The 18,149-nt window shown below is 70.4% G+C and carries 14 protein-coding genes; 5 read left to right on the top strand and 9 right to left on the bottom strand.

The features are described 5' to 3' along the window. Positions 1 to 79 precede the first annotated feature (79 nt). The 5 genes from RG19_RS04625 to lexA form a co-directional block, all read right to left on the bottom strand. Positions 80 to 661, bottom strand: a complete 582-nt coding sequence (locus RG19_RS04625; RefSeq protein WP_058836408.1) for an alpha-ketoglutarate-dependent dioxygenase AlkB — start codon at positions 659 to 661, stop codon at positions 80 to 82. A gap of 104 nt (positions 662 to 765) precedes the next feature. Beyond that, the gene (locus tag RG19_RS04620; protein ID WP_058834246.1) at positions 766 to 4,050 is read right to left on the bottom strand and encodes an error-prone DNA polymerase; all 3,285 of its coding nucleotides are present in this window, start codon (positions 4,048 to 4,050) and stop codon (positions 766 to 768) included. An 82-nt stretch (positions 4,051 to 4,132) separates the two neighbouring features. Then, entirely contained in the window at positions 4,133 to 5,551 is a 1,419-nt protein-coding gene (locus RG19_RS04615) for a Y-family DNA polymerase (RefSeq protein WP_058834245.1), read from the bottom strand. A gap of 10 nt (positions 5,552 to 5,561) precedes the next feature. Next, a complete protein-coding gene (gene imuA / locus RG19_RS04610) occupies positions 5,562 to 6,236 on the bottom strand; it encodes a translesion DNA synthesis-associated protein ImuA (protein ID WP_058834244.1) in 675 nt (224 codons plus the stop codon). Positions 6,237 to 6,409: 173 nt separating this feature from the next. Next, positions 6,410 to 7,015 carry a transcriptional repressor LexA gene (lexA, locus tag RG19_RS04605; protein ID WP_058834243.1) on the bottom strand — a complete coding sequence of 202 codons (606 nt, stop codon included), beginning with the start codon at positions 7,013 to 7,015 and terminating at the stop codon, positions 6,410 to 6,412. A gap of 233 nt (positions 7,016 to 7,248) precedes the next feature. Here lexA and RG19_RS04600 point away from each other — a divergent pair, with 233 nt between their 5' ends. The 4 genes from RG19_RS04600 (at position 7,249) to RG19_RS04585 (ending at position 10,392) form a co-directional block, all read left to right on the top strand. Next, on the top strand, positions 7,249 to 8,052 hold the full coding sequence (locus RG19_RS04600) for a MipA/OmpV family protein (RefSeq protein WP_058834242.1): 804 nt from the start codon (positions 7,249 to 7,251) through the stop codon (positions 8,050 to 8,052). A 68-nt stretch (positions 8,053 to 8,120) separates the two neighbouring features. Continuing rightward, positions 8,121 to 8,801, top strand: a complete 681-nt coding sequence (locus RG19_RS04595) for a response regulator transcription factor (protein ID WP_058834241.1) — start codon at positions 8,121 to 8,123, stop codon at positions 8,799 to 8,801. Further along, complete coding sequence (locus tag RG19_RS04590; RefSeq protein WP_157515159.1) at positions 8,798 to 10,168, top strand: sensor histidine kinase; 1,371 nt, start codon at positions 8,798 to 8,800, stop codon at positions 10,166 to 10,168. The genes RG19_RS04595 and RG19_RS04590 overlap by 4 nt, the downstream gene beginning before the upstream one ends. Further along, a complete protein-coding gene (locus tag RG19_RS04585) occupies positions 10,165 to 10,392 on the top strand; it encodes a hypothetical protein (RefSeq protein WP_058834239.1) in 228 nt (75 codons plus the stop codon). Before RG19_RS04590 ends, RG19_RS04585 begins: the two co-directional genes overlap by 4 nt. A 12-nt stretch (positions 10,393 to 10,404) precedes the next feature. Here RG19_RS04585 and RG19_RS04580 read toward each other — a convergent pair whose 3' ends face one another. After that, positions 10,405 to 11,391, bottom strand: coding sequence for a helix-turn-helix transcriptional regulator (locus RG19_RS04580; protein ID WP_058834238.1), 987 nt, complete (start codon positions 11,389 to 11,391; stop codon positions 10,405 to 10,407). A gap of 99 nt (positions 11,392 to 11,490) precedes the next feature. Between RG19_RS04580 and RG19_RS04575 the strand changes: the two genes are divergently transcribed. Beyond that, positions 11,491 to 12,126, top strand: coding sequence for a glutathione S-transferase family protein (locus tag RG19_RS04575; RefSeq protein ID WP_058834237.1), 636 nt, complete (start codon positions 11,491 to 11,493; stop codon positions 12,124 to 12,126). A gap of 41 nt (positions 12,127 to 12,167) precedes the next feature. Here RG19_RS04575 and RG19_RS04570 read toward each other — a convergent pair whose 3' ends face one another. The 3 genes from RG19_RS04570 to RG19_RS04560 all read right to left on the bottom strand — a co-directional run bounded on the left by RG19_RS04570 (position 12,168) and on the right by RG19_RS04560 (position 18,142). Continuing rightward, entirely contained in the window at positions 12,168 to 13,322 is a 1,155-nt protein-coding gene (locus RG19_RS04570; protein ID WP_058834236.1) for an amidohydrolase, read from the bottom strand. Between the two features lie 129 nt (positions 13,323 to 13,451). Beyond that, positions 13,452 to 16,070, bottom strand: coding sequence for an excinuclease ABC subunit UvrA (locus RG19_RS04565; protein WP_082672471.1), 2,619 nt, complete (start codon positions 16,068 to 16,070; stop codon positions 13,452 to 13,454). A gap of 941 nt (positions 16,071 to 17,011) precedes the next feature. Continuing rightward, positions 17,012 to 18,142, bottom strand: a complete 1,131-nt coding sequence (locus RG19_RS04560) for a fatty acid desaturase family protein (RefSeq protein WP_058834234.1) — start codon at positions 18,140 to 18,142, stop codon at positions 17,012 to 17,014. Between the last annotated feature and the right edge of the window lie 7 nt (positions 18,143 to 18,149).

Here is an 18,149-nt window from a genome sequence, read left to right as displayed (position 1 = left end):
CCGGTTGGGAAGTTGTCCGCAGACGATGGGCAGCCCACCGGAAAGCAGCCGTGAAGCCGCCCGGCGATGGCGCCCCGCCTCACCCCGGGGCCGGCGGACGCACCCGGAACACCACGCTCACGCGCGGACCCTGGGCGCGCGCGGTCTTGGGAATGCCGTGCTCGTGAGTGATCTGCGAGGCATGGCTCATGCGCAACACGCTGCCGGGCGCCAGCACGATCCGCATCGTCGCCCGGTCGCCGGCGCGGGCACGGATGAGCATCCGGCGCGGCGCGCCCAGCGACACCAGCGTGATCGGATACGGTGCGACCAGCGTGCGCAGGGTGTCGTGGTGCATGGCCACGGAATCCCGACCGTCGCGATAGAGGTTGAGCCCGATCGCGTTGTAGGGCGCCGGTGCCAGCGCCTGCACATGGGCATGCAGGGTCGCCAGCGGCGACGCCACCGGCAGCGCATCGACCGCGAAGGCGGCCAGCAGGCGGGGCACCTCCACGACACGGTCGTACATGGGACGGCGCAGACACCGCCAGTCCACGTCCGCCCGCAACGCATCGAACAAGTCCTGCGCCACGTCCGGCGCGATCACGCCGGGCCAGTAACGAATGCCGCCGCCGGCATCGTCGAGCACCTGCACCGGCGCCTGGAACAGGTCGTGCGGCATGCCGCCGGGCCCGGCCGCTGACGTCGCGATGCCCGTGACGGCCTCGACGCCGGTGCGGCGCGCCCGCGGCGGATCGCCGGGCGGGGCATCCGCCGCGGGCGCCATCAATGGAAATCCCGAGACGGCAGCCGCATCTCGCCGAGCAGGCCGCTGAGATCCTCGAGATCGCCGGCGATCAGGTGCTCCACCCCGTCCACCCGCTCCCAGCGCCCGCGCACCGCGAGCAGCCGCGACTCCAGCAACGCACGGCGGCGACGCAACGCCAGCTTCGGCCACACGATCACGTTGATCATCCCGGCCTCGTCCTCCAGGGTGACGAAGATCGTGCCCTTGGCCGTGGCCGGGCGCTGGCGCTGGGTGACCAGTCCGGCCACGTGCACGCCGCTGCCGTGGCGGCGCCCACGCAGCGCCTGCAGGCCGAGGATGCGGCGCGCGGTCATCTGCGGTCGCAGCAGCGCCATCGGATGTTCGCGCAGGGTCAGGCCGGTGCTGCCGTAGTCGGCCAGCAGTTCCTCGCCGCGGCGCGGGGCCGGCAACGTCACCGGGGCTTCGTCCGGACTGCCGGGCAGCAACGGCAGGCGGCGTTCGATGCCCGACACCGCCCAGCGCGCGGCGTTGCGGTGCCCCGCCAGCGCTCGCAACGCATCGGCCTCGGCCAACGCGGTGCGGGCCTTGGCGTCGAGGTCCGCGCGCAGGCACAGGTCGGCGATGTCCACGAACGGCCGCTGCGCGCGCGCAGCCACGATGCGCGCGGCCGCGGCGGCGGCCAGTCCCGACACCAGACGCAGGCCGAGCCGGATCGCCGGTTGTCCGCCGCGATCCGCATCGCTCCAGGGCGTGCCACCGACGAGTGTGCTGTCGACGTCGCTGTGCAGCACATCCACCGGCAGCACCGTGACCGCTTCACGCTCCGGGCTGCCGCGGCGCGCGTCCTGCACGATCTGGCTGGGCGAGTAGAACCCCATCGGCTGCGCGTTGAGCAGACCGCAGGCGAACGCCGCCGGCTCGTGGCGCTTGAGCCAGCAGCTGGCGTAGACCAGCTTGGCGAACGAGGCGGCGTGGCTCTGCGGGAAGCCGTAGGATCCGAAGCCCTTGATCTGCTCGAAGATCTGGTCGATGAATTCGGGTGAGTACTGCTTGCCGAGCATGCGCTCGCGCACCCGTTCGCGGTGCTGCTCCATGTCGCCGCCGCGCCGCCAGGCCGCCATCGACCGACGCAGGTTGTCGGCCTCGCTGTCGGTGTAGTCGGCCGCCTTCATCAGCAGTTCCATCACCTGTTCCTGGAACAGCGGCACGCCGAGCGTGGGCGCGAGGATGTCGCGGATCTCGTCGTTGGGGTACACCACGGCCTCGCGCCCCTGCCGCCGCCGCAGGTAGGGATGCACCATGTCGCCCTGGATCGGCCCCGGCCGCACGATCGCCACTTCGACCACCAGATCGTAGAACTCCTTCGGCTTCAGGCGCGGCAGCATCGCCATCTGCGCACGCGACTCGATCTGGAACACGCCCACGGTGTCGGCGCGCTGGATCATCGCGTAGGTATCGTCATCCTTGCCGGGAATCGTAGCGATCTCGTAATCGCGGCCACGGTGGTCCCGCACGAGTGCCAATGTCTTGCGGATGCAGGTCAGCATGCCCAGCGCCAGGCAGTCGACCTTGAGCAGCTTCATCGTCTCCAGGTCGTCCTTGTCCCACTGGATGATGGTGCGCTCGGGCATGGCGGCGTTTTCCACCGGCACCACGTCGGCCAGCAGGCCGTCGCAGATCACGAATCCGCCCACGTGCTGCGACAGGTGGCGCGGGTGGTCGCGCAGTTGCTCGGTGACCAGCAGCACCCGCTGGATCAGCGGATTGGCGAGATCGAAGCCGGCCTCCTCGATGCGCTGTTCCATCGGCGTCTCGCCGTTGCCCCAGCCGTAGCAGTTGGCCAGCAGCGCGATCTGGTCGGGCGGCAGGCCGAACGCCTTGGCCACGTCGCGCACCGCGCTCTTGCCGCGGTAGCTGATCACCGTGGCGGCAAGCGCGGCGCGTTCGCGGCCGTACTTGGCGTAGACGTACTGGATCACCTCCTCGCGGCGTTCGTGCTCGAAATCGACGTCGATGTCGGGCGGCTCATCGCGATGCTCGGACAGGAACCGCGCCATCAGCAGGCGGGTCTCGTCGGGATTGACCGCGGTGATGCCCAGCGCGTAGCAGACCGCGGAATTCGCCGAGGAACCGCGGCCCTGACAAAGAATTCCGCGTTCCTTGGCGAACCGGACCACGTCGTGGACGGTCAGGAAGAACGCTTCGTAGCCTTTCTTCGCGATCAACGCCAGTTCGCCGTCGATCTGCGCGCGCACGGCCGCCGTCGCGCCTTCGGGCCAGCGCGTGCGCATGCCGCGCTCGGTCAGCGTCCGCAGCCATGTCGTCGCGGTGTGGCCGTCGGGCACCAGTTCCTTCGGATAGCTGTAGTCCAGCCCCTTGCGCAGGTCGAACGTGCAGCGCCGCGCCAGCGCCACCGCCGCCTCGAGCAGGCCGTGCGGGTGGATGTTGCCCAGCGCGCGGCGGCTGCGCAGGTGGCGCTCGCCGTTGCGGAACAGATGCGCGCCACAGTCGGCCAGCGGGGTGTTGTGGCGGATCGCGGTCAGGGTGTCCTGCACGATGCGCTCGCGGCGGGTGGCCATGTGCACGTCGCCGCAGGCCAGTGCCGGCAGGCCCAGCGCATCGGCCAGCGCGAGCAGGTCGTGCAGCCGCCGCGCGTCGTCGCCGCGCTCGCGATGCAATTCAACCGCGAGGTGCGCGCGCGTGCCGAACACCGTGCGCAGCCAGGCGCCGGCCGCCGGGTCCGGCGTCTGGTCGGGCAGCCAGAGCGCGAACACGCCGCAGGCGTCGCGCTCCTCTCCACCCGCCGGTGTTCCCGCTGCCGGCACCGGGAACACCGCCTCCACGTCCGCACGCGCGAGGCGGTAGGTGCCCTTCGTGCCTGCGCGCCGGCCGGCGGTGATCAGCGCGCACAGCCGGCGGTAGCCGGCGGCGTGCTCGACCAGCAACACGAAGCGGACGCCGTCCAGGAGCCGGAACTCGCTGCCCACCACCAGACGCACGCCGGTGGCCTCGGCCGCTTCCAGCGCGCGCACGATGCCGGCCAGCGAGCACTCGTCTGTGATCGCCAGCGCCTCGTAGCCACAGCGTGCGGCGCGTGCGAACAGTTGCTCGGCGCTGGAGGCGCCACGCAGGAACGAGAAGTCCGACAGGCAGTGCAGCTCGGCGTAGGCCGGCAGGGTGTCGTCGTCGCCGATCGCATCGTTGGCCGCTTCGCGCAGGCGCTGGCCGACCGCCCAGGCGCGCGGCACCTGCCCGCCTGGCGTGTCGCGATCGACGCCTGCCGGGGGACGCCAATGGCTCATCTGGAAAGCGCCCTCATCCGCCCTCCGGGCACCTTCTCCCGCATGCGGGAGAAGAAGGCGGAGAGCAGGCCGGGCATCTGCTTCATCCGAACCACCCGTGCAGCATCCAGCCCTCGCGTTCGCCCGCCGGCATGAACGCCCAGGCGTGCTGTCCCTGTGCGGTACGCACCACGTAGTAATCGCGACGCACATCGTCGCCATCCCACCAGCCGCTTTCCAGGCGCTCCGGCCCGTGCACGATCTCCAACCTCGGGTCGCGCAACGGCAGCGCTTGCGGCAGCAGCCAGCCGGGACGCGGCGGGCGTGGCGGTGCGGCGTCGACCGTATCGGCATTGCCCTCTACCTTGCACCAGGCGCGTTCCGGCCGCGGGTCGCCGGCCGGCGCCAGGCGATAGACCGCACCATCACCCAGCCGGCCGCGCAGGCGTTCGCGCAATTGCGGCCAGGGCGTGCCCTGTTGCAAGCGCTGGTCGAACAGGTCACGACTGGCTGGCACGAACGGCGGCAGCGTGGCGGCGAACAACCGCACGGCCACCACGGGGCGATCGATCTCCACCCGCTCCAGCCGGCTGCGCGCCACCTCGAACAGCAAGGCGGAATCGCGCTCGGGCGCCAGCAGGCCGACCTCCACCGTCGTGTGCCCGTGCTCATGTTCGAGCTGCAGTTCGAAACGCTGTACGCCGCCGTCGCGGATCGACAGCGCGGTGCACAGGTCGCCGATCATCCGTCGCAGCGGAAACAGCAACGCCATGTGGCTCTCCACCTCGTAGCCCATCTCGATGCGCGCATCGAAGCGGTCCGGCGGCGCATACCAGGGCAACGGGTCGTCGACTTCTCCGTAGAGCCGCTGCAGGTGATCGAGCAACGGCGCACCGAAGCGACGCCGCAACGTGGCGGCGGGCAGCCCGCGCAAGGTGCCCAACGTGCGAACGCCCATCCGCTGCAGGCGTTCGCCCAGGTCGTCGGGCAAGGCGGCGCGGCGCACCGGCACCGGATCGAGCGCACGTGCCAGCGCGCCGATATCGGTCAGCGCGAAGCCGTCACGCAGCCCGGCCAGAACCCGCGCCGCACGCGGCGTGGGCGCCAGCGCGATGCGGTGGCGAAACCCCAGGGCCTCCAGTTCGTCCCGCAGGCGACGTTCGAAGCGCGGCCACGGGCCGAGCAACCGGAAGCTCGCCCGTGCCTCCAGCACGATCGCGCCCGGCCAGGCCGTACTGACCAGCGAACTGTGACGGTAGGCCCAGGCGGCGAGGAATCGCTGGGCCGCGACATCGCGGGCGGGATCGTGATCGACCATCGCGAAGCCCGGGAACAACGCCTGGGCGGCGGCCAATCGCAGGCCCGGGCGCAGGCCGCCGGTTGCCGCCGCGTCATTGACCGCATGCAGGCTGCGCAGCTGCGCCGGCCCGGTCACCAGTGCCAGCGGCGCGTCGGGATCCGGGCAACGACGCAGGACGGCGTCGAGCGCCAGCCTCGGCAACAGGATGCAGGCCCAGAGCATCGCCAAGGCCTCAATGCGCCGACCGCGCAGCGGATGCCGAAACGGGCAGGTGCAGCGCTTGTGGCGGCACCTGCCCGCCACGGCATTTGCGTACATGCCACGCTCCGGCCGTCCATTCCATGCGCAAGGCCGCCGGCGACGGATTGGCCGCATGACGGCGGTCGCGCACTGCGAAAGCGCAGCAATTGCCGCTGTCGGCCGCAACCTGCAACCGGCGCAAAGCGCGCGCATCGGCCGTGCGCGGCCACCCCACCACCGCCGCGCACGCACCCGAGCGCAGGCACTGCTCGAACGCCCACAACGCATCGCGCGGGGTCGCCTCCACCACCTGCAGCCAGGCCAGATCCACCCCCGCCGCTTGCCAGGCCGGTGCATACGGCACGTACGGCGGCGCCACCAGCACCACCGGGCTGGCAGCGGCGGTGAGACGCGCCAAGACCGGCCACAGCAGTTCCAGCTCGCCGACACCGTCGGCGGGCAACAGCAATTCGCTCAACGCGCGACGCGGCCAGCCGCCCTGCGGCAACACCGCATCCAGCGCGGCATGCCCGGTGGGCTCGCCATCGGCTACCCGTGCGGCACTCTTGCCTGCAGGCCACACCGTGCGTGCCGCCAGCAAGGCGTCGAGGGCCAGGACCTCACCCACGCCCTGCCGTCCCATCGTCAACCGCGGTACTGGCGGCATCCACTGATACGGACACTGACGCGGCCCGACCCGTCACGGCATGGCCGGCTGCATGGCCGACGAGACCACCGCCCGACCACCCGTGCCGCATCGCCGGTTGCGGGTGGATGTTCTCCCGGTTGCCGTGACGACCACGCAGGCGACTGGCCATTGAAGACGGGCAGCGCATCCCCTCAGCCCTGCCTGACGAGGCCGCAGAACAACCCTTCGATGGCGAAATCCGCACCGACGGGCACTACGATCGGCCGATGGGCCGGGTTGCGCGGCAACAGGCGCAGACGGTCGCGGCGTCGCTCCAGGCGCTTGATGGTGAGCTCGCCCTCCAGCCGCGCGACCACGGTCTGCCCATCGCGCGCATCGGCGCTGCGGTGCACGCCGACCAGATCGCCGTCGAGGATGCCGTCGTCGATCATCGAATCGCCCTGCACCCGCAGCAGGTAATCCGGCCGCAGGGCGAACAGCCCCCGGTCCAGCCACAACTGCTGGTCCAGGCCGATGTCGGCGCCGATCGGCACGCCCGCCGCCACCCGCCCCAGGACCGGCAACGCCACCAGGTCAGGCCGCTCGCGTGCGCTCAGGCGGATGCCGCGCGCACTGCCGGCGTCGTGCTCGATCAACCCGGCCTCGGCCAACGCCTGTACGTGCTTGCGTGCGGCGCTGCGCGAGGCGAAGCCGAACTGCCCGGCGATCTCGGCCAGGCTCGGCGGCATGCCCTGCGCGGCGCGCTCGCGCAGGAACGCGAGAACGGCGGCGCGGCGAGGTGGCAAATCATCGGACATGGCGATCGCAGCAAGCAGGCCGGGCGGCCGGAGGTGTACATTTGTACACCCGGTCGTCGCACGATGCGAGACCCCACGCGCTCCGATCCTGAATCCAGTCACGCACGGCACCGGTCGCGGCGCTGCACGGCGCCCGGCCCGTCAGCCCTCCGCCCATGAACCCGCCGTAAGTGCTTCGTAAGGACCCGCCTCGCAGGCTGCATACCTCCCACAACCACACGCGACCCTCCCCCATGCGCCGACTGTCGACCCTGCTGCTGCTCGCCCTGCCCTGCGCCGCCTTCGCCCAGAGTCCCGTTCCCACCGGCGCACAGCCTCCCGCAGAACGTCGCGCCGACGGCTGGAGCATCGGCGTCGGCGCCGGCATCATCGACAGTCCCTACGCGGGCGAAGGCACCCGCTACCGGCCGATCCCGCTGATCAGCTACGAAGGCGAACGCTTCTTTTTCCAGGGCATCACCGCCGGCTACCACCTGATCAACCGCGACAACATCAAGATCAGCGCGATCGTCGCCGGCCGCCTGGACGGCTTCGACATCGACGACCTGAGCACCGCCGATCTCGCCGCCAACGGCGTCGATGCGGCCCACCTGGAAAACCGCCACGACGGCGTCGATGCTGGTTTCTCGGCCGAATGGGTCGGCACGCCCGGCCGGGTCCGTCTGCGTCTGCTGGCCGACATCACCGACACCAGCGACGGCCAGGAAGCTTCGCTGCATTACAGCTATCCGATCCGCTGGGGCGGCAACATCATCGAACCCGGCGTGGGCGCACGCTGGATGTCCAGCGACCTGGTCGGCTACTACTACGGCACCCTGGATTCCGAAGTCGCCCGCGGTGCCCCCGTCTATCGGCCCGGCTCGGCCGTGGTGCCACGTGTCAGCGTGGGTGTCGTGAGGCCGCTCCGCGCGAACTGGACGTTGATCGGCGACATCGGCTACGACTTCCTGCCGTCCGAGATCACCGACAGCCCGCTGCTCGAGCCCGACAGCGACGGCGCCGCCCGCCTGCTGATCGGCATCAGCCGCCGATTCTGAGGATCCGCCCAGGCGGCCGGCGCGCACACTGCTCGCCGTCTGCCCGGGTTTCCCCCACGATGTCCGCCATGAACCGCATCGCCCTGGTCGAAGACCACGCCCGCCTCGCCACGCTGGTGGAGCGCGGGCTGGCGGCCGCCGGTATCGCCGTGGACGTGTTCCCCGACGCCGAATCCGCGTGGCGGCCGCTGATCGAACATCCGTACGCGGCGGTGATCGTCGACCGCGGCCTGCCCGGTGGCGACGGCCTGGAGCTCGTCCGTCGCCTGCGCACCAACGGTCACCGCGTGCCGTGCCTGATGCTGACGGCCCGCGACGCCCTGCGCGATCGCGTCGACGGGCTCGAAGCCGGTGCCGACGATTACCTCACCAAGCCCTTCGCCCTGGAGGAACTGCTGGCCCGTGTACGCGCCCTCATGCGCCGTCCGCCCACCCTGCGCGACTCGCTGCTCGAGTACGCGGGACTGCAGGTGGCCCCCGAAGCCGGCAGCATGCGTTGCGGCGACGACACCGTTTCCCTGGCACCGGCCGAGCTGCAGATCATGATCTGTCTCGTGCGTGCGAACGGCCGGACCGTGCGCCGGCAAGTGCTCGAACAGGCCGCCTGGGGCCTCGGCGAAGCGGTCACGCCCAACGCGCTCGATGTCGCCCTGCACCGCCTGCGCAAGAAGCTCGCCGCGATCTGCGCCAACCCCACCCTCGTCAACCTGCGCGGCCAGGGCTACGCGCTGCAGGACAGCCCCACATGATGCGGATGCCGCGCAGCCTGTTCGGCCGCATGATGCTGTCGGCCATGACCGGTCTGCTGACGGCGCTGGCGGTGGCGTTGAGCCTCTGCCTGCTGGTCTGGCCCACGCCCTCGGACTACATCATGCGCTCGGAGGTCATCGACCAGATCGACGACATCGACCGCACCTTCACCCTCGACGCCGATGGCCGGCCGCAGCTCGAGCTCAAGAGCCATAACGCCAACTCCTACGACGGGATGCCCAAGGACGCCGCCTACCGGGTGACCGATGCGCGCGGCGCGGCCGTTCTGGAAAGCCTCGAAAGCCCGGCCCTGGAGGCGCTGCGCGCCGCGCCGCCGGGTGCCGACACGGTCCATGTCCCCAACGGTGAGCAGGCGCTGGTGTTACGCCTGGAACGGCGCACGGTGATCCGCGACGGCCAGCCCTACCTGATCGAGGTCGTGCGCAGCGAGCGCCTGGTCACCGCACTCCAGCATTACGCCAGCAAGCTGTACCTGCGCGCGGGCTCCGTCGCCGTGGTGCTGGCGCTGGTGACGTTCGCCGTCGTCGCCTTCCTCACCACGCGGCGCCTGGTGCAACCGCTGCGCCGCGCCTCCACCGTCGCCGCCGGTATCGGCCCGCGCAATCTTTCGGCGCGACTGCACGTGGACGAAATGCCCAGCGAGCTGCAGCCGATGATCGACACCCTCAACGCCGCGCTGGCACGGCTGGAACAGGGCTTCCGCATCCAGCAGGACTTCCTGGCCACCGCCGCGCACGAACTCAAGACACCGCTGTCGCTGCTGCAGGCCGAGATCGAACTGGGCACCCCCGACCGCGAGGCGGTCCTGCGCGACATCGCCATGATGGCGCGCCAGGTGAACCAGCTGCTGCATCTGGCCGAAGCCAGCGAAGGTCACAACTACCGCTTCTCGCAGATCGCGATGCACGAGGCCGCCTCGGACGCGGTGGACTACCTCACGCGCGTCGCCGATCGCCGCAATGTGCACCTGCAACTCGAGATCGACGACGACGCCCACGACGCGAAGGTCGAGGCCGACGCCGGCGCGGTCTTCATGCTGATCAAGAACCTGCTGGAAAACGCCGTCCAGCACACGCCCGCCGGCGGCAAGGTGGTGCTGCATCTGGGCCCGCACGGCTTCCAGGTCGTCGACGACGGCCCGGGCATTCCCGAGACCGGACGTGCGCATCTGTTCGAACGCTTCCGGCGCGGCGAGCAGGCGCCGACCGGCGGTGCCGGGCTCGGGCTCGCGATCTGCCGGGAAATCTGCCACGCGCTGGGCTGGGACATCCGCATCGCCCCGTCCAGCCAGAACGAAGGCGCGCGGTTCGTGGTCACTTTTTCCTCCGCGGAGAGCCACTCATGAGCGCACCAGCATCGACCGCATCCCAGTCCGACATCCGGCAGCTGATCCTCTGCATCGCCCGCCAGCTCGGCGTCGAGGGCAGCGAGATCAAGACCTGGTATCTCGGCGACCCCATCGCCACCTGCGGCGGTGCCACCGCGCACCAGCTGGTCGCGCGTGGCGAAGGCGAGCGGGTGGTGCGTTTCCTGCTGGATACGGTGCGCGCCGAACATCGCCTCCTGTAGGCGAGCGGCCTGTCAGGCCGGCGCCTTGTCGACGGCTGCACGCGTGCGCGTCTCGGCGTCCACCAGCCTCGCCGTCAGCGCGCGCAGGCACGCCACCAATGCGGGCGGTTCGATCACGTCGAACGCCACCCCCAGCGCCGCCACATGCACGAGCAGCATGTCGGGCGCGCGCGCACCGGCTTCCAGCAGACAGCGCGTGTCGTCCAGGCGGGTGAGCCGCCCGGCCAGAGGCGGGATCCTTTCGGCCATGCGCGACAGGGGGGCGTGCAGCACGATGCGGGCACGCAGCGGGTAGACATCGGACGCGACCGCGCGCGACACATAGGCCGCCGGATCGTTCCCCGGCACCGGTCGCGGCAGGAAGCGCACACCGGTGCGCGATGCCCCCAGGATGCGATCGATGCGGAACGTCCGCCAGTCGTCGCGCACACGGTCCCAGGCCAGCAGATACCAGCGACCGCCCGAACACACGAGCGCGTGCGGCTCGACCTCGCGCTCGCTGCGTGCGCCGTCGTGGCGCGCATAGCCGAATGCGACGCGCACGTGGTCGCGGCAGGCCCCCGCCAGCAGCCCCAGGTGCTCCGCATCCACCGCGGGACCGGCCGCCGCCAGCGGCACCATGGCCGCATGCAGACCGCGCACGCGGACGCGCAACCGGGTCGGCAGCACCTGTTCGAGTTTCGCCAGTGCGCGCAGGCCGGCATCGTCCAGCCCCGTCACCGCCTCCGTCGTCGCCAGGCGCAGGCCGAGCGCGACCGCCAGCGCCTCGTCGTCCTCCAGCAGCAGCGGCGGCAACGCCGCGCCCGCAGCCAGTTCGTACCCGCCCGCGGGGCCGGCGCTGGCACGCACCGGATACCCCAGGCCACGCAGACGCTCGATATCCCTGCGCACCGTACGCGGCGTCACCTCCAATCGCCCGGCCAGCTCCGGACCGGTCCAGAACCGGCGGGCCTGGAGCAGGCTGAGCAGACGCAGCAGACGGGCGGAGGTTCCGAGCACGGCGTCAGTCTAGTCGCGGATTCAGGACAGAAACTGTCCGCAATGGCCCCTAGCCTGTGCGCCTCATCCACACCGCACCCGATCGCCAGGAGGTCCTCGATGTCCCTGAAACTCTTCGCCGCACCCATGTCCAGCGCCACGCCGGTGGTCTGTGCGCTGGCCGAACTCGATCTCGACTGCGAGGTGGTCATGCTCGACCTCGCCAAGGGCGAGCAGAAGCATCCCGACTATCTCGCCCTCAATCCGCACGGCGTGGTGCCGACGCTGGTCGTCGACGGGACGCCCCTGTTCGAGGCCCTGGAAATCCTGCAGTGGCTGGGCGAGCGGCACGGCGTCGAGCGCGGCCTGTGGCCCGCCGCGGACACGCCGGAACGGCTAACGGCGCTGTCGTGGACGGCCTGGGTCTACGTGAGCTACGGCACCCTCGTCAACGCGCTCAACTTCGCACGGAGCCCGATGGTGGATGCCGGTCTGCACCATCCTCCGCTGGCGACGGAGGCCCTGCGGCGCATCGACGCGGCGCTGGGACGCCTGGATACCGCGCTGTCAGGCCGGCCCTGGCTGTTGGGCGAGGCCTATTCGCTGGCCGACCTCATCGTGGCCTGCATGATCACCTACAGCCTGTACTGCGGCGTGTCGGTCGAGGGGCATCCGCATGCGCGCGACTGGTTGCGCCGGTTCCACGCACGGCCCGCCTACGCCAGGGTCTGGGGCGACGCCCCGCCGATGGCGTGAGGACGATCGCGGGCCTGCCTCGCCCGCGAACCGAAAGCGCCCTACCCCAGCCGCTTGCGCACGATGCGGTCGAACACCGCCGCGGCCACCGGCAGCAGCGCATCGTCGAAGCGGAAGGTCGGGTGGTGGCACATCGCGCTGTCCATGCCCAGGAACAGGTAGGCGCCCGGCCACTGGTCGAGCATGTAGGAGAAATCGTCGGAGAACGGATACGGCCGCATGTCCGTCCTCACCTTGTCCACGCCCAGCACCTCGCCGATCGCTTCGGCCGCCAGCGCGGCCTGTTCGGCCGCGTTGACGCAGGGCGGGCACGCGTGCGGGATCTCGAGCGTCACCGTGCAGCCGGAGATGGCCGCATAGCCCTCGCACAGCGCGCGCAGTCGCTTCAGCAACTCCTCGTGCACCTCCTTCGACAGCGCGCGGAACGTGCCGCTGAGCGTCGCCGACGACGGGATGATGTTGTGGGTGGTGCCGGCCTGCAGCGAGCCCACGTTGATCAGCGCCGCCTCCATCGGGTCGATGTGGCGGCCGACGATGGCCGGGATCTCGGTGGCCAGGCGCGCGGCCACCTGCAGCGGGTCGGTCGCCTTGTGCGGCGCGGCGGCGTGCCCGCCCACGCCCTCCACCGCGATCTCGAACACCGCCAGCGACTGCAACGTCGCCCCGCTGCGCACGCTGGCTTCGCCGAAACCCAGCAGCGGCATGTTGTGGTACGCGTACACCTCGTCGCACGGGAATCGCTCGAACAGCCCGTCGGCGATCATCCGGATCGCGCCGCGCCCGCCTTCCTCCGCCGGCTGGAAGATCAGCACCACCCGGCCGCGCGCCGGCGGATGCGCCGCCAGGTGCTTGGCGGTGCCCAGCAGCGCCGAGGTATGGCCGTCGTGCCCGCAGGTGTGGGCAACGCCGGGGCGCTGCGAGCGAAACGGCAGATCGCTCTGCTCGTCCATCGGCAAGGCATCCATGTCCGCGCGCAGACCGATCGACGGTCCCGGCACACCGCTGTCGATCACCGCCACCACGCCGGTGCCGCCGAGCCCGCGATGCACGTCGAGCCCGAGCCCCTCGAGCACCTCGGCGACCAGCGCGGAAGTGCGCTCTTCCTCGAAACCGAGTTCGGGCCAGGCGTGGATGCGCTGGCGCCATTCGGTCATCTCGGTTTCGAGCGCCTGCAGCGCGGGCGGGATCGTCGACATCGGGGCATCCACGGCGGAATCAGCCGGCGATGGGACCAGAGCCGGGCGGCGGTGTCAAAGAACGGTCCGCGCGCGTTTTCTCAGGACCGGCGTCCAGCCGCTCGACGCCCCGTCCATGCGCGGCCCTCGTCAGAGCGCCGCCTTCAGAAAAGGGGCGGTACGGCTGTCGCGCTGCGCAGCCACCTGCGCGGGAGGCCCGGCCGCCACCACCCGTCCACCGGCATCGCCGGCGCCCGGGCCCATGTCGACGATCCAGTCGCTGGCCGCGGCCACGCGCATATCGTGCTCCACCGCGATCACCGTGCTACCGGCCTCCACCAGCCCTTGCAGCTGGCGCATCAGCGTGTCCACGTCGCTTGGGTGCAGGCCGGTGGTCGGCTCGTCCAGCACGTAGACGGTGCCGCGCCGTTGCTGGCGCTGCAGTTCGGTGGCCAGCTTGATCCGTTGCGCCTCGCCGCCGGAGAACTCGGTGGCCGGCTGGCCCAGCCGCAGGTAGCCCAGACCGACCTCCGCCAGCGCCTGCAGCGGCCGCGCGATCGGTGCGTCATCGGCGAAGAACGCCGCAGCGTCGGCAACGGTGAGTTCGAGCACGTCGGCGATGCTCTTGCCGCGCAGGGTGACCGCCAGCGTCTTCGCATCGTAGCGGCGGCCGTGGCAAGTGGGGCACGGCGCGTAGACGCTGGGCATGAACAGCAGTTCCACGCTCACGAAGCCCTCGCCTTCGCAGGTCGCGCAGCGGCCCTTGGCGACGTTGAAGGAGAAGTGCCCCGCATCGTAGCGGCGACGCTTCGCCGCAGGCGTGGCCGCGAACAGCTTGCGGACGTGATCGAACAGACCCGTATAGGTCGCCAGGTTCGAGCGCGGCGTGCGCCCGATCGGCTTCTGGTCCACGCGCACCAGCCGCCGCACCTGCTCCAGGTCACCGACGATGCGGCCTTCCAGCGGCACCACTGTCTCGCGTTCGAGCGGGTCCAGCGGCGTGTCCGTGTCGTCGCGGCCCGCCCCCAGGTGCGCAGCCAGCAGCTCCACCAGCGCCTGGCTCACCAGCGACGATTTGCCCGAGCCGCTGACCCCCGTGACCGTCGTGAACATCCCCAGCGGCAGGTCCACGTCCAGGCCGCGCACGTTGTGGCGATGCACATCGCGCAACTGCAGCCAGCCGTCGGGCCGACGCGCCTGCCGTGCCGGCGGCGCGCGATCGGCCGCCAGATACCGACGCGTGACCGAGGCCGTCACCTCGGCGAGGCCCGCCGGCGGCCCGCTGTAGAGCACCTGCCCGCCGTGCTGGCCGGCGGCCGGGCCCACGTCGACGATCCAGTCCGCGTGGCGGATCACATCGATTTCGTGCTCGACCACGAACACCGAATTTCCAGCGGCCCGCAACTGGTCCAGCGCGCGCAACAGCGCCTGCGCATCGGCCGGGTGCAGGCCTGCCGACGGCTCGTCCATCACGTACACCACGCCGAACAGCTGCGAGCGGATCTGCGTACCCAGCCGTAGCCGCTGCAGCTCGCCCGGCGACAACGTCGGGGTGGACCGGGCCAGGGTCAGATATCCCAGCCCAAGATCCTGCAGCACCGCGATGCGGGCCAGCAGATCCTGCGCGATGCGCTGCGCGGCCAACGCCTGCTCGGGGTGCGCCTTCGCATGCGTGCGTCCGGCCGCCGCCGGCGCCAGCAACGCCGCCAGTTCGTCCAGCGGTCGCTGCGAGAACGCGGCGATGTCCAGCCCGGCGAACGTCACCGCCAGCGCCTCGCGCCGCAGCCGCTTGCCACCGCACTCGGGGCAGTCCGCACTGACCAGATAGTGCGCGGCGCGTTTTTTCTGCTGCGGACTCTGGGTGTTGGCGAAGGTGTGCAGCACGTGCCGCCGCGCGCTGGTGAACGTACCCATGTAGCTCGGTTCGGTCTTCCGCTTCAGTGCCTGCCGCACTTCGGTCAGGTCGAAACCGGCGTACACCGGCACCACCGGCTGCTCGTCGGTGAACAGGATCCAGTCGCGGGTCTTCTTCGGCAGCGTCGACCACGGCACGTCGACGTCGATGCCCAGCGTGGTCAGGATGTCGCGCTGGTTCTGCCCGTGCCAGGCGCCGGGCCAGGCCGCCACGGCGCGCTCGCGGATGGTCAGGGAACGGTCCGGCACCATCGAGGCCTCGGTGGCGTCGTAGATCCGCCCCAGCCCGTGACAGGTCGGGCACGCCCCGGCGGGCGTGTTGGGCGAGAACCCGTCGGCGTAGATGATGGCCTGCCCAGGCGGATAATCGCCGGCACGCGAATACAGCATGCGGAGGCTGTTGGAGACCGTGGTCAGGCTGCCGACCGAGGAACGCGCCGTCGGCGTGCCGCGCGCCTGCTGCAGCGCGACCGCCGGTGGCAGCCCGTCGATCGCGTCGACCTGCGGCACCCCGGCCTGGTCGATCAGGCGGCGCGCATAGGGCGAGATCGAATCCAGGTATCGCCGCTGCGCCTCGGCGAACAGGGTGCCGAACGCCAGCGAGGACTTGCCCGAGCCGGAGACGCCGGTGAACACCACCAGCGCGTCGCGGGGAATGTCGACGTCGACGTCCTTGAGATTGTGCTCGCGCGCACCGCGCACGCGGACGAATCCGTCGCTCCCCGCCCCGCCACCAGCGGGTGCCGCCGCCGCACGCCCCCCTCCCGGTGCGGCGCCCCGCGAAGCCCCCTGCTCTGTGGCGGGCTTGGGTTTCCGACCGGAGTCGGGGGCCGGCTTGGATCTGGAACGGGGCATGGGTCGGGCAACGTCCGGGGGGGGGACGTCGACCATTATCCCGGCCGCCATGTCTGCGGACCATCGCGGTCGGCGGCGGCAGATGCGGCCGGTCGTCGCGCGGCTGCGCATGCCATGACAGCACTAGAGCGAAACCATGGCCGCTTCCGAAGACGACCAGGCATGCGTCGCCCAGCCCGTCTCCGGCACCTCGCGCTGGCTGCCGCCGCGATCACGGACGGACCCTCGCTGTGGCCCTTGCCGTTTGCCGTTTGCCGTTTGCCGTTGCCGTTGCCTTTGATCTTGATCTTGATCTTCGAGCCGTAAAGCGAGCCGAGCACCGGAGCCAGATGCGGCCGAGGGGGCGCCCATGTTTGAGCGCAGCGAGTTTGGGCGCCGTGCCGCATCGGGCGAGGCGCGCAGGGGACCGGCGCGGCGCAGCCGTGCCGGCTCGCGTCCGGCGAAAGGACTTTTTGGTTCCTTTTTGGTCCTGCAAAAAGGAACTCGCGCGCGGCAGCGTGCGAAACCGCTCTTGATCCCGCGTGTGCCCTTTGCTCTCTCTGCAGCATGCGATGACGCGCGCGCACGAGAACAAGGCAACATCAAGATCAACAGCTTTCGCGCTGAAGCGCGACTCACTTTTGTCGCGACAAAAGTAAGCAAAATCGCTTTCGCCGGACGCGAGCCGGCACGGCTGCGCCGCGCCGGTCCCCTGCGCTTCTCGGACGACGGGGCACGCTGCCCAAACTCGCTGCGCTCAGACATGGGCAGCTCTCCGGCCCCGCCGTCCTGCGATGCTCGGCTCGCTTTACGGCTCGAAGATCAAGATCCAGATCCAAAGCAAGAACAGGGGCAAGGGCAAGATCTGAAGCGACAGCAGAGCCACACAAGAGTGCGCCGCGCCCGTTGGCGCAGCGGCTCGATACAGCGCTGCGGAGGGCCCGGTTCCCCGGGCCGGGCCCTCAGGCCTGCTGCGGCAGCGCCTCCGGCGCCACCCGCTTCGGACGCGACGGGAACGCGTGCCGCGTGATCCGCCACAACACCTCACCGAACTGCCGCGGCAACGATCCCACGTCGTAACGCTGCCCGTACCGCGCGCAGATGGCGCGCACCTCCTTCGACAACGCGCCGTAGCGATGCGCCGGGACGTCCGGGAAGAAATGATGCTCGATCTGATGGCTCAGATTACCGGTCAGCAGGTTCATCACCTTGCCGCCACCGATGTTCGACGACCCACGCAACTGGCGCAGATACCAGTGGCCGCGCGACTCGTCGCGCAGGCACTGCTTCGGGAACACCTCGCTGTCGACGGTGAAGTGGCCGCAGAAGATCACCACGAACGTCCACACGTTGCGGATGCCGTTGGCGGCCAGGTTGCCCAGCAGCACCGGCAGGAACCAGGGGCCGGCCAGCGCCGGGAACAACACGTAGTCCTTCAGCAACTGGCGGCCCATCTTGCGGCCCACCGGTGCGAAGTCGCGCTTCATCTTCGCGCGCGGCATCTTGCCGGCGAAGAAGCGCCCGAGCTTGAGCTCCTGGATCGCCACGCCCCACTGGAACAACAACGCGAACACCGGGACGATCAGCGGCTGGGTCAGGTGATACGGCTTCCAGCGCTGCTCGGGGAAAATGCGCAGCAGGCCGTAGCCGATGTCGTCGTCCATGCCGCGCACGTTGGTGTAGGTGTGGTGGCGGTAGTTGTGCGAATGCTTCCAGTTGTCCGACGTCGCCACGATGTCCCACTCGTAGGTCCGGCTGTCGAACTGCGGGTCGTTCATGAAGTCGTACTGGCCATGGATCACGTTGTGACCGACTTCCATGTTCTCCATGATCTTCGACAACGCCAGCAACAACACGCCCAGCAGGCACGCCGGCCACAGCAGCCACGGCACGAACGCGCCGCCGATGGCGCCGACCATCAGCAACAGGCGTCCCCCGAAGCCGGTGTAGCGCACCCAGCGCAACACCTTGCGGATGTAGTCGGCGTCCGCCTTGCCCACCTGCGCCATCGTGCGCGTGTGCAGCGCATCGAGTTCGGCACCGAAGGCGTCGAGTTCCTGGGCGCTCAGGCGCCGTGCGTTCTTCTTGGACATCGGGATT

It is taken from the genome of Luteimonas abyssi (assembly GCF_001482195.1).
GTDB classification, from domain to species: domain Bacteria; phylum Pseudomonadota; class Gammaproteobacteria; order Xanthomonadales; family Xanthomonadaceae; genus Luteimonas; species Luteimonas abyssi.
Note: the sequence above shows the minus strand (reverse complement) of the source record. Positions and strands in the feature narration are given on the sequence as shown.